We start from the raw sequence: 11,885 nt of genomic DNA on the forward strand, positions 1-11,885 counted from the left end.
CTCGATGCGCAAGCAGACCCCGCTTAGCACTGTCGAAAAGTTTCAGCTAGATGAAACATCCAGGCGGCCGGAAGCCCTTGCCAAGAATAAGCCCTTTACCGGGGGCTGCCGCGCGCCTATCCTGCATGAACCACAGAAAGGCACGCTCATGAGCATGACCGGAGTCCAGATGAACGCCTCGCCAGGTTTTGGCGAGGAGGTCCCCTCGCCCTACACCCGTTTTTCCGCGCTGCCTGGCGCGCAGGGTCTGTATGACCCAGCGGCCGAAAAGGATGCCTGCGGCCTGGCGATGATCGCGTCCCTGAAGAACGATGCCAGCCACGAGATCGTCGCCCACGCGCTGACCGCCCTGCGCCGGCTTGAGCACCGCGGCGCCATCGGGGCCGATGAAGGCACCGGCGACGGCGCCGGCATCCTGCTGCATCTGCCCGACGCCTTCCTGCGCAGCGTCACCGCATTCGATCTTCCCGCCGCCGGCTCCTACGCCGTGGGCATGGGCTTCCTCCCGGCCGACGCCGGCGAACGTGCCTTCGCCCAGGAAGAACTGGAAACCATGGCCGCCGAGGAGAACCTGGCGGTGCTCGGCTGGCGCGAGGTACCGGTTGATTCCGACGTGCTCGGCGCCTCGGCCCGCAAGGTGATGCCGTACATCGCCCAGATCTTCATCGGCGCCCACGCCGGCGCCCCGGCCGCCACCCGCCGCGAGCTGGACGCCGCCGCCTGGCGCATCCGCCGCCGCGCGCACAACAAGATGGGCGTGTACTTCGCCTCGTTCTCCTCGCAGTCCATCGTCTACAAGGGCATGGTCTCCACCGCGCAGCTCGAGCCGTTCTACCCGGACCTGTCCGACGCCCGCTTCACCAGCCGCTGCGCGATCGTGCACTCGCGCTTCTCCACCAACACCTTCCCGTCGTGGCCGCTGGCCCAGCCTTTCCGCACCATCGCGCACAACGGCGAGATCAACACCGTCAAGGGCAACCGCAACTGGATGCGCGCCCGGCAGTCGACCCTGGAATCCGAGCTGCTCGGCGAGGTGCCCGAGGAACTGTTCCCGATCTGCACCGCCGGCGCCTCGGACTCGGCTTCCTTCGACGAGGTCGCCGAAATGCTCATGCTCTCGGGCCGCAACGTGACCGAGACCATCATGATGATGATCCCGCAGCCGTGGGAAAACGACGATCAGATGGACGCGGACCTGCGCGCCTTCTACCAGTACCAGTCCATGCTCATCGAGCCATGGGATGGTCCCGCCGCCGTCTGCTTCACCGATGGCGCGATGGCCGGCGCGGTGCTGGACCGCAATGGCCTGCGCCCAGCCCGCTGGTGGGTCACCGACGACGGCCTGGTGGTCCTGGCCAGCGAAGTCGGCGTGATCGACGTCGACGAAGAGCACATCGTGAAGAAGGGCCGTGTCGCCCCGGGCAAGATGTTCGCCGTGGACCTGGACGCCCAGCGTATTGTCGAGGACGCCGAGATCAAGGCCGAAGTGGCCGCCGCCAAGCCATGGCGCGAATGGGTTTCGCAGAACCTGAAGACGCTGGCCGACTTCCCGGATCTGGAACACGTGCGCCACAACTCCGCCTCCGTGGCCCTGCGCCAGCTGACCTTCGGCTACACCACCGAGGAGCTGCGCGTGCTGCTCGCTCCGATGGCCGCCACCGGTGCCGAACCGCTGGCCGCCATGGGCACCGACACCCCGATTGCCGCCCTGGCTGACCGGGCGCGCCTGCTGTTCGACTACTTCACCCAGTCCTTCGCCCAGGTCACCAACCCGCCGCTGGATGCAATCCGCGAAGAGCTGGTCACCTCGATGGGCACCGCGATCGGCCCCGACGGCAACCTGCTGTCCCTGGACCGTGTCCCGCAAACCCAGATCGCGCTGGACTACCCGGTGCTGACCAACGACCAGCTGGCCAAGATCGTTCACCTGCGCGACGAATCCGGGTCCAAGTACTCGCTGAAGGTGCGCGGCCTGTACCGCCCGGCCGGCGGCGAATCCGAGCTGCGCGCCCGCCTGCAAGAAATCTGCGAGAAGGTTTCCGCCGCGGTGAACCGCGGGGTGCGCTACATCGTGCTCTCGGACCGCGATTCCTCCGCGGCCTGGGCGCCGATCCCGTCGCTGCTGCTGACCTCCGCGGTGCACCACCACCTGCTCAAGAGCTCCAACCGCACCCGCGTTTCGCTGATCATCGAGTCCGGCGACGCCCGCGAAGTGCACCACATCGCCCTGCTCATCGGCTACGGCGCCAGCGCCATCAACCCCTACCTCGCCCTGGAATCGGTCGAGCAGATGGCCGAGAACGGCGAGCTGCCCGGAGTTGACGGGCACCAGGCCAGCAGCAACCTGATCAAGGCGCTGGGCAAGGGAGTGCTGAAGATCATGTCCAAGATGGGCATCTCCACGGTCTCCAGCTACTGCGGCGCGCAGACCTTCGAGGCCGTGGGCCTGTCCCAGCGCGTGGTCGACCAGTACTTCACCGGCACCGCCACCAAGCTCTCGGGCATCGAGCTGGATGTGGTGGCCGCCGAGGCCGCCGCCCGCCATGCCCGCGCCTACCCGGAGATCGACGGCGGCGCCCAGCCGCTGGAACTGGAAACCGGGGGAGAGTACCAGTGGCGCCGCGAAGGCCCGCCGCACCTGTTCAACCCGGAAACCGTCTTCCGCCTGCAGCACTCCACCCGCACCCGCCGCTACGACGTGTTCAAGGAGTACACCAAGGCCGTCGACGACCAGGCCGCACAGCTCAAGACCCTGCGCGGGCTGCTGAAGTTCAAGACCGAGGGGATCACCCCGATCGCCATCGACGAGGTGGAGCCGGTCAGCTCCATCGTGAAGCGCTTCGCCACCGGCGCGATGAGCTACGGCTCGATTTCGGCCGAGGCCCACGAAACCCTGGCCATCGCGATGAACCAGCTGGGCGCGAAGTCCAACACCGGCGAAGGCGGCGAGGATCCGGAGCGGCTGCTCGATCCGGTGCGCCGCAGCGCGGTCAAGCAGATAGCCTCGGGCCGCTTCGGGGTGACCAGCTTGTACCTGGCCAACGCCGATGACATCCAGATCAAGATGGCCCAGGGCGCCAAGCCCGGCGAAGGCGGCCAGCTGATGAGCGCCAAGCTCTACCCCTGGATCGCCAAGACTCGCCACTCCACCCCGGGTGTCGGGCTGATCTCCCCGCCGCCGCACCACGACATCTACTCGATCGAGGACCTGGCCCAGCTGATCCACGACGCGAAGTGCGCCAACCCTTCCGCCCGCGTGCACGTGAAGCTGGTCTCCGAGTCCGGCATCGGCACCGTCGCGGCCGGCGTGGCCAAGGCCAAGGCCGACGTCGTGCTGATTTCCGGGCACGATGGCGGCACCGGCGCCTCGCCGATGAATTCGCTGAAGCATGCCGGCACCCCGTGGGAAATCGGCTTGGCCGAAGCGCAGCAGACGCTGATCCTCAACGGGTTGCGCGACCGCGTCACCGTGCAGGTCGATGGCCAGCTGAAAACCGGGCGCGACGTGCTGATCGGCGCCCTGCTGGGTGCCGAGGAATTCGGATTCGCCACCGCCCCGCTGGTGGTCTCGGGCTGCATCATGATGCGCGTGTGCCACCTGGACACCTGCCCGGTGGGCGTGGCCACGCAGAATCCTGCGCTGCGCGAACGCTTCACCGGCAAGGCCGAGTTCGTGGTGAACTTCTTCGAGTTCATCGCCCAGGAGGTGCGCGAGCTGCTCGCCTCGCTGGGGGCGCGCACCCTGGACGAGGTGATCGGCAAGGTCGAACTGCTCCAGGCCGATCCCGCCCAGTTCGCCGCGCACGACAAGGTCTCCGGGCTGGCGCTGGATGCGATCACCCACGTGCCGGATACCGAGCTGGCGGCGCGCCGCCGCCGCATCGGCCAGGACCACGGGCTGGACACGCACCTGGACCAGCAGCTGCTCGCCGCGGCCGGACCGGCGCTGGCTGACCGCCTGCCGGTCAGCATCGACGCGGCGATCGTGAATACCGACCGCTCCACCGGCACGCTGCTGGGCCACCATGTGACCAAGACCTTCGGGCTGCAGACCCTGGAGCGGGACACCATCAAGGTGAACCTCTCGGGCCGCGCCGGCCAGTCGCTGGGCGCCTTCCTTCCCGAGGGCATTACGCTCAAGCTCTCGGGCGACGCGAATGACTACGTCGGCAAGGGATTGTCCGGCGGCCGGATCGCGATCCACCCGCCGCACACCACCCTGTCCAAACCCGAGGAGCAGGTCATCGCCGGCAACGTGGTCGGCTACGGCGCCACCAGCGGGGAGCTGTTCATCAACGGCATGGTCGGCGAACGCTTCGCGGTGCGCAACTCCGGGGCCACGATTGTCACCGAAGGCATCGGCGAGCACGGCTGCGAGTACATGACCGGGGGACAGGTGCTGATCCTGGGAGCCACCGGCCGCAACTTCGGCGCCGGGTTCTCCGGCGGCGTGGCCTGGGTGCTGGACTTCGATGCAGCCAAGCTGAACCCGCTGGCTGCCGGGCAGTCGAACCTGCTGGTAGCGCCGATTACCGATGCCGAAGCCGAACGCATCCACGAGCTGCTCACCGAGCACATCGCATTGACCGCATCCCCGCTGGCCTCCCGCCTGCTGCTGGACTGGGAACGAACCCGCAGCCGGCTGACCAGCATCACCCCGCGCGACTTCGCCGCCGTGCAGCAGCTGCGCAGCGACGCAGTAGCCAACGGGCAGAACCCGGATTCGCCGCAGGTATGGAACAAGATTTTGGAGGTGACCCGTGGCTGATCCACGTGGATTCCTGAAGGTGACCGAACGTGTCACCCAGCCCAAGCGCCCGGTGCCGGTGCGCCTGATGGACTACAAGGAGGTCGTCGAGCGCCAGAAGTCCGGCGTCCTGGAGGAGCAGGCCGGCCGTTGCATGGACTGCGGCGTCCCGTTCTGCCATTCGGGATGCCCGCTGGGCAACCTGATCCCGGAGTTCAACGACCTGGCCTACAGGGGCCGGATGGATGATGCGGCCGCCCGGCTGCTGAGCACCAACAATTTCCCGGAGCTCACCGGCAAGCTGTGCCCGGCCCCGTGCGAGTCCTCCTGCGTGCTGGGCATCAACCAGCCCGCGGTGACCATCAAGCAGGTCGAAGCCGAACTCGCTGGCCACCTGATGGACGCCGGCGACTTCGTGCCGCAGCCGCCTGCCCGCCACACCGAGCACCGCGTGGCGATCGTCGGTTCGGGGCCGGCCGGATTGGCCGCCGCCCAGCAGCTGACCCGTGCCGGGCACACCGTGGCCGTCTACGAGCGCGACGAAGCCATCGGCGGCCTGCTGCGCTTCGGCATCCCGGACTTCAAGCTGGAGAAGCAGGTCATCGACCTGCGCCTGGCCCAGATGGAAGCCGAAGGAACGATCTTCCGCACCGGCATCGAGATCGGCAAGGACATCTCCTGGAAGCAGCTGCGCCGAGACTACGACGCGGTCATCGTGGCCACCGGTGCCACGGTGCCGCGCGAGCTGCCGGTGCCGGGCAACAAGCTCGAGGGCGTGCACCATGCCATGGAGTTCCTCACCGAGAGCAACCGCGTGGTCGCCGGCCAGCTCGATGCCCCGCGCATCGATGCGGCGGGCAAGCACGTGATCGTGCTGGGCGGCGGAGACACCGGCTCGGACTGCATCGGCACCGCCCTGCGCCAGGGCGCGGCGAGCGTCACGACGCTGGCCATCGGCCAGCAGCCGGGCACCGAGCGCCGCGAAGACCAGCCGTGGCCGATGATGCCGGTGCTTTTCGAGGTGCAGACCTCCCATGAGGAAGGCGGCGAGCGAACCTACCTGGCTTCGACCGTGAACTTCATCTCCGGCGAGGGAACTGAGCAAAACAAGGTGATCGGTGTTACAGTTGCAGAGACAGAATTTGTTGCTGGCAAGCGCCTCCCGAAGCCTGGAACCGAACGCGTAATCAAAGCGGATCTGGTTCTGCTTGCCCTCGGGTTCACCGGTCCGGAAGTTTCCGGATTGGACGAACAGGTCAGTATCGAATTCGACAACCGGGGCAACGTCGCCCGAGATGGCTACTACATGACGAACACCGAATCGGTATTCGTCGCCGGAGACGCCGGTCGGGGACAGTCGCTGATCGTGTGGGCTATCGCCGAAGGACGCGCTTGCGCGGCCGCGGTCGACAAGTTCCTCATGGGTTCGACTACCCTTCCTGCACCGGTTGCTCCAACCGATAGGGCCATCAGCATCATTTGAGTGACATAGGCTTGAATGCGGCGCACCCGGATGCCGGGTGGGCCGCATTTTGCCTATGTGAACATGAAAGGCATTTGGCTGACGGAATGAGACGCGCAAAGATTGTGGCAACCTGGGGCCCGGCCCTGGCAAGTTATGAAAATACTGTAGCGGTACTGAAGGCGGGCGTAGACGTAGCCCGCCTGAACATGAGCCATGGAGACCACTCCATGCACGCACAATCCCTGGCGAATGTGCGCAATGCGGCCGCGGAGATCGGCCGCGCGGTCGGCATCTTCGCCGACCTGCAGGGTCCGAAGATCCGCCTTGGCCGCTTCAAGGACAACGCCAAGTACATCCTCGAGGCTGGTGAGGAATTCACCATCACCATCGAGGACATCGAAGGTACGCGCAACCTGTGCTCCACCACCTTCAAGGGCCTTCCCACCGATGTCCAGCCGGGCGATTTCCTGCTGATCAACGATGGCAAGGTCAAGCTCAAGGCGCTGGCAGTTGACCAGACCTCGGTGCGTTCCGAGGTTGTCGTCGGAGGCGAGGTGTCCAATAACAAGGGCATCAACCTGCCAGGCGTCGCGGTGAACGTTCCCGCATTGAGCGAAAAGGACGAGGACGACCTGCGCTGGGCACTGCGTGCCGGCATTGACATGGTCGCACTGTCCTTCGTGCGCAATGCCGAGGACATCGAGCGCGTGCACGAGATCATGGACGAAGAAGGCCGACGCGTGCCGGTGATCGCCAAGATCGAGAAGCCGCAGGCCGTGGCCGCGCTGGAAGAAATCATCAATGCCTTCGACGCCATCATGGTCGCCCGCGGCGACTTGGGCGTGGAGCTGCCGCTGGAAGAAGTTCCGGTCGTGCAGAAGCGTGCCGTGGAGCTGGCACGCCGCTGGGCCAAGCCGGTCATCGTCGCCACCCAGGTGCTCGAATCGATGATCGAATCGCCGACCCCGACCCGCGCCGAGGCTTCGGACTGCGCCAATGCGGTGCTCGACGGCGCCGACGCGGTCATGCTCTCGGGGGAGACCTCCGTGGGCGCGTACCCGGTGGAAACCGTGGAGACCATGTCGCGCATCATCTCCTCGACCGAGCAGCACGGCCTGGATCGCATTCCCCGCTTGGGCTCCCAGCCGAAGACCCGCGGCGGCGCGATCACTCGTGCCGCGGTGGAGATCGCCGATCAGCTCGACGCGAAGTACATCGTCGCCTTCACCCAGTCCGGCGACTCGGCACGGCGCCTCTCGCGCCTGCGCCCGAAGAAGCCGGTCCTGGCTTTCACCCCGCTGCAGCAGACCTACAACATCATGACCCTGATGTGGGGTGTGCAGGCACGCCTGGTGGCCTACGCCGACCACACTGACAAGATGACTGCCCAGGTGGACGAGGCGCTGCTCTCCGAAGGCCTGGCGGAGCTCAACGATATCGTGTGCATCGCCGCCGGCTCCCCTCCGGGACAGGCAGGGTCCACCAACTCGCTGCGCGTGCACAAGGTCGGCGACCTCGCCGATGCCGGCCAGCTGGTCAATGGCAAGCCGATGCCTGCTCGCGAGAAGGTCGGTCCGTGGGCACCGGAAAACGTCTCCACGCCGAAAAACCTGTAGACGCTCTTTCGCGCACTAGCTGAGGCAAGAAAATCCGCCCTGCTCCAGAATTCTGGAGCAGGGCGGATTTTTTGCCTTGGCACCCGCAATGCACCATTGTGAACTCGAGCACGTGCCCTGTGGCTGCGCGCGCAAAAAAGGCCGTTGAACCGGAAAATTTCCGATCCAACGGCCTTCATGCTGGTGCCCAAGGTGGGACTCGAACCCACACATCTTTCGATACCGCATTTTGAGTGCGGCGCGTCTACCGATTCCGCCACTTGGGCTGGCACTTTGACTACTTTACTAGAGGTTTTCCAGATTTCCTAATCAGGAACCTCGCGTCTTCGCCTCAACAAGAGTACATGCCAGTAGGCTTAGATGTGAAACCGAGGCAACGTGGCTTCGCTGAACTGAAACCATCTAGATACTGCCCATTCAGCGGGCAGGATTTCTGACCATGGAGGAAGGCGCCAATGAGCGAACTACCTGAAATCACCCGCATCCCATCCGAGGTGCAATCCACTCCGCGTCGAGTGGTCGTTGCCGAGGATGAAACCCTGATCCGCTTGGATATCGTCGAAATTCTCCGTTCCGAAGGGTACGACGTCGTCGCCGAAGCCGACAACGGCCAGACCGCCCTGGAGAAGGCGCGCGAATTGAAGCCCGATCTGGTGCTCATGGACGTGAAGATGCCGGTCATGGATGGCATCACCGCCGCCGAAGCCATCGTCAAGGAACGCATCGCCCCGGTCGTCTTGCTGACCGCCTTCAGCCAGAAGGAACTGGTGGAGCGTGCCCGCGAAGCCGGTGCCATGGCCTACGTGGTCAAGCCGTTCACCCCGGCAGACCTCACCCCGGCCATCGAAATCGCGATTTCCCGCAATGACGAGCTGCGCGCGCTGGAGGAAGAAGTCAGCAACCTGGCCGAGCAGTTCGAAACCCGCAAGCTGGTTGATCGCGCCAAGTCGCTGCTCATCACCAAGATGGGCTTGACCGAGCCGGAAGCGTTCCGCTGGATCCAGAAGACCTCCATGGATCGCCGCCTGAGCATGCGCCAGGTTGCCGAGACGGTCGTCGACCAGGTCAAGTAGGGACCGCCAAGCACTGGATTGTGCGCCAAGCCACTTATGGTTTGGCGCACATTTTTTATGCCTGCGATGCGCCGATACCGCGCTTGGAGGCTAGTTAACCCTCTGGTAACCAGTTGTTCATCCGAGTTTCCCCCGGATGGGGTTGAAGTTCCGGATTGACGTACTGCGCCGTACGCCTAAGATGGAAATTGCGCTTAGAACGAAGTCCTGCACGCCAATGCCTTTCGCAGGATCCTATTTCTGGCCCGTTCTCTTTTTCCTTGCCGTTCGACCCCTCAGGCTGGTATTCAATGGATTTGACGCTTATCGTCGTCCTGGTCATTGCCTTGGCGTTGTTTTTCGACTTCACCAATGGTTTCCATGACACGGCCAATGCGATGGCCACCCCAATCGCAACCGGAGCAATTTCCCCTAAGAAGGCAGTTGCCCTCGCCGCAATTCTGAACCTGGTTGGCGCATTCCTCTCCACCGAGGTAGCGAAGACCATTTCAGGCGGCATCATCAACGAAGATCCGACCTCGGGCGTGGCTATTGGGCCGGCGATGATTTTCGCCGGCCTGATGGGCGCCGTGATCTGGAACCTGTTCACCTGGTTGCTGGGACTGCCTTCGAGCTCCTCCCACGCATTGTTCGGCGGCCTGGTAGGCGCCGCGATCGTCGGTGCAGGCTTCGCCTCGGTGAACTACAGCGTGCTGCTCTCCAAGGTGCTGCTTCCGGCCCTGTGCGCGCCGGTGATCGCCGGCATCTCCGCGTACCTGTGCACCAAGCTGGCCTACGCGATCACCAAGCGCGAGAATGGCGCGGCGCCCAAGCGCGGCGGCTTCCGCTACGGGCAGATCTTCTCTTCCTCGCTGGTCGCGCTGTCCCACGGCACTAACGATGCGCAGAAGACCATGGGCATCATCACCCTGACCCTGGTGGCTTCTGGCCTGCAGGATTCCGACTCCGGCGTGCAGTTCTGGGTTGTTGCCACCTGTGCCTTCGCCATCGCGCTGGGTACCTACACCGGCGGCTGGCGCATCATCGCCACCATGGGTTCGGGCCTGACCGACGTGAAGCCCGCGCAGGGCTTCGCAGCCGAGATGTCCACCGCTTCGGCGATCCTGACCTCCTCGCACCTGGGCTTCGCGCTGTCCACCACCCAGGTAGCCTCCGGCTCCGTGATCGGTTCGGGCATGGGCCGCAAGGGCGGCGAAGTCCGCTGGGGCACCGCAGGACGCATCGCGTTGGGCTGGCTGTTCACCCTGCCAGCAGCCGCGGCCGTTGGCGGCGTGGCCGCAGCGATCACCCACCTGGGCACCATCGGCATCGTGATCGTCGCGATCGCCGGCACCGGCGCCATGCTGACCATCTGGTTCCTCTCGCGCAAGCAGCCGCATGACCACGAGTCGAACATTTCCGACATCGATAACTCGGGCGCAGCCGTGAACATCCTGACCAAGAAGGAACGCCGTGCCAAGGCCAAGGCGGAAGCCAAGCTGGCCAAGGCTGCCGCAGCGCAGAAGGAAGCCGATAATTCATGATTGACTGGACAGCCTTTCTCATCGTCGCCGCCATCACCTGGTTTTCCGCGATGGCGATCGTGGCGGCCTACTCCTTCGGCGTCCGCCTGCTGGCAGTTGCCAAGGACGAGGGCCGCAACCAGAGCCTGAGCAATGCCGGAGCCTACGCTTGCTTCGCGATTTGCGGCCTGATCGTCCTCTTCGGCGTGGTGCTGATCGTGCCGCAGCTGAGCGAAGCGATCCTGGGCTTCTCCTCGAGCCACTAGGAACTGCTCGCGGCTGCGGGTGGATCCGACACGATTTTCGGGTCCCTCGACAACTTGATATTGCCTTCGATGGAGGCACCCCTAGACTGGAGCCATGACTAGCTTCAAGTACTACGTGGGTGCCTCCATCGATGGTTTTATCGCCGATCGCAGCGGAAGCGTCCAATGGTTCATCCCCTATGCCACGCAGCCGGGAGTGAAAAAGCATTTCGACGAGTTCTTCGGGAGCGTCGGCGCCGTAGTGATCGGAGGCAAGACCTACGAGAACATCGTCCGCGATGCTGCCGAGGGAACCGTGCCGTGGGTGTTCGGCGAGAAGCCGGTGTGGGTCTTCACACACCATGAACTGCCGACACTGCCCGGAGCGGACCTGACCTTCATCCGCGGCGAGGTGGGCTTCTGGAGCCGGGACATCGCCCAGAGCGCAGGGGCCGGGGACGTGTGGGTGGTTGGCGGTGCCGACCTGGCTGGAGCGTTCGTCGAAGCCGATGCGCTCGATGAGCTGCTTCTGGTCACCGTTCCGGAGGTGCTGGGCGACGGGGCCAATATCTTTGGCCGCGGGATCAGCACGCAGCTCTCGGCCCTGGGGATCACCGAGCTCGGCGCGGATATCTTCCTCTCGCGCTACGCGATCGGCTAAACGGCCAAGGGGACCAGCCGGCCAGGGCCAGCGCTCCGGAAAAGCCGGATCCGCCGCGCTTGGCGCGAACGGCGCCTGCGGGGATCAGTTTTCGACCGGCAGCAGCATATTGGTGATGCGAGCGGTCGCGACACGCTGGCCCTGCTCATTGCTGATCACGATCTCATGGCAGGTGCTGCTGCGGCCCAGATGCACCGGCGTGCATACCCCGGTGACCAGCCCGGTGCGCCCGGCCTTGTGGTGGGTGATGTTCAAATCCACGCCGACCGGGTTGGCCCGGCCGGCACCGTGCAGCGCAGCGGCCATCGAACCGAGGGTTTCGGCAAGTGCCGCCGAAGCGCCGCCATGCAGGATGCCGTAGACCTGGGTGTTGCCCGCCACCGGCATGGTGGCGGCAACGCGCTGGGGTTCGAACCCGGTGAAGATGATTTCCAGTTTCTCCACGAGTTCGCCCACGCCATTGTGCAGCAGGTAGGGCCACATGGATTCGGGAATGCCGTGGCGGGCCAGCTGCGCGGCAAACGGATGTGCCGAAGATTGCGTGGTTCGAGAAGTGAAATTGTCGCTCATGGCAAC

General features: G+C 65.0%; 8 protein-coding genes and 1 tRNA gene. 7 read left to right on the forward strand and 2 right to left on the reverse strand.

Annotated features, from left to right (window positions below; genetic code table 11):
- The first annotated feature begins 148 nt into the window (after positions 1–148).
- The 3 genes from gltB (at position 149) to pyk (ending at position 7,828) form a co-directional block, all read left to right on the forward strand.
- Positions 149–4,768: a glutamate synthase large subunit gene (gene gltB, locus ACIOTL_RS07420; RefSeq protein ID WP_400342242.1), complete on the forward strand. Its 4,620-nt coding sequence runs from the start codon at positions 149–151 to the stop codon at positions 4,766–4,768.
- Positions 4,761–6,230 (forward strand): glutamate synthase subunit beta, encoded by a 1,470-nt coding sequence (locus tag ACIOTL_RS07425; RefSeq protein ID WP_400342243.1) that lies wholly within the window; start codon positions 4,761–4,763, stop codon positions 6,228–6,230. The genes gltB and ACIOTL_RS07425 overlap by 8 nt, the downstream gene beginning before the upstream one ends.
- Before the next feature lie 86 nt (positions 6,231–6,316).
- The gene (gene pyk, locus ACIOTL_RS07430) at positions 6,317–7,828 is read left to right on the forward strand and encodes a pyruvate kinase (RefSeq protein ID WP_133834232.1); all 1,512 of its coding nucleotides are present in this window, start codon (positions 6,317–6,319) and stop codon (positions 7,826–7,828) included.
- Between the two features lie 181 nt (positions 7,829–8,009).
- Here the strand turns inward: pyk and ACIOTL_RS07435 are convergent.
- Positions 8,010–8,094: transfer RNA gene (locus ACIOTL_RS07435), tRNA-Leu, on the reverse strand.
- 189 nt (positions 8,095–8,283) lie between these two features.
- Between ACIOTL_RS07435 and ACIOTL_RS07440 the strand changes: the two genes are divergently transcribed.
- From ACIOTL_RS07440 to ACIOTL_RS07455, 4 genes are all read left to right on the forward strand, one after another.
- Entirely contained in the window at positions 8,284–8,901 is a 618-nt protein-coding gene (locus ACIOTL_RS07440) for an ANTAR domain-containing response regulator (protein ID WP_105656703.1), read from the forward strand.
- Positions 8,902–9,191: 290 nt separating this feature from the next.
- Positions 9,192–10,424, forward strand: coding sequence for an inorganic phosphate transporter (locus tag ACIOTL_RS07445; RefSeq protein ID WP_105656702.1), 1,233 nt, complete (start codon positions 9,192–9,194; stop codon positions 10,422–10,424).
- A complete protein-coding gene (locus tag ACIOTL_RS07450; protein ID WP_105656701.1) occupies positions 10,421–10,669 on the forward strand; it encodes a hypothetical protein in 249 nt (82 codons plus the stop codon). The genes ACIOTL_RS07445 and ACIOTL_RS07450 overlap by 4 nt, the downstream gene beginning before the upstream one ends.
- Positions 10,670–10,763: 94 nt before the next feature.
- The gene (locus ACIOTL_RS07455; protein WP_105656700.1) at positions 10,764–11,309 is read left to right on the forward strand and encodes a dihydrofolate reductase family protein; all 546 of its coding nucleotides are present in this window, start codon (positions 10,764–10,766) and stop codon (positions 11,307–11,309) included.
- Between the two features lie 84 nt (positions 11,310–11,393).
- Here ACIOTL_RS07455 and ACIOTL_RS07460 read toward each other — a convergent pair whose 3' ends face one another.
- Complete coding sequence (locus tag ACIOTL_RS07460) at positions 11,394–11,879, reverse strand: hotdog fold thioesterase (protein ID WP_105656699.1); 486 nt, start codon at positions 11,877–11,879, stop codon at positions 11,394–11,396.
- Between the last annotated feature and the right edge of the window lie 6 nt (positions 11,880–11,885).

It is taken from the genome of Glutamicibacter sp. NPDC087673 (genome assembly GCF_044743255.1).
Taxonomy (GTDB): Bacteria; Actinomycetota; Actinomycetes; order Actinomycetales; family Micrococcaceae; genus Glutamicibacter.

Excerpts from the sequence above, each read along its gene's own strand:
- gltB (WP_400342242.1), top strand. The coding sequence starts at position 149 with ATGAGCATGACCGGAGTCCAGATGAACGCCTCGCCAGGTTTTGGCGAG.
- pyk (WP_133834232.1), top strand. The coding sequence starts at position 6,317 with ATGAGACGCGCAAAGATTGTGGCAACCTGGGGCCCGGCCCTGGCAAGT.
- ACIOTL_RS07440 (WP_105656703.1), top strand. The coding sequence starts at position 8,284 with ATGAGCGAACTACCTGAAATCACCCGCATCCCATCCGAGGTGCAATCC.
- ACIOTL_RS07445 (WP_105656702.1), top strand. The coding sequence starts at position 9,192 with ATGGATTTGACGCTTATCGTCGTCCTGGTCATTGCCTTGGCGTTGTTT.
- ACIOTL_RS07450 (WP_105656701.1), top strand. The coding sequence starts at position 10,421 with ATGATTGACTGGACAGCCTTTCTCATCGTCGCCGCCATCACCTGGTTT.
- ACIOTL_RS07455 (WP_105656700.1), top strand. The coding sequence starts at position 10,764 with ATGACTAGCTTCAAGTACTACGTGGGTGCCTCCATCGATGGTTTTATC.
- ACIOTL_RS07460 (WP_105656699.1), bottom strand. The coding sequence starts at position 11,879 with ATGAGCGACAATTTCACTTCTCGAACCACGCAATCTTCGGCACATCCG.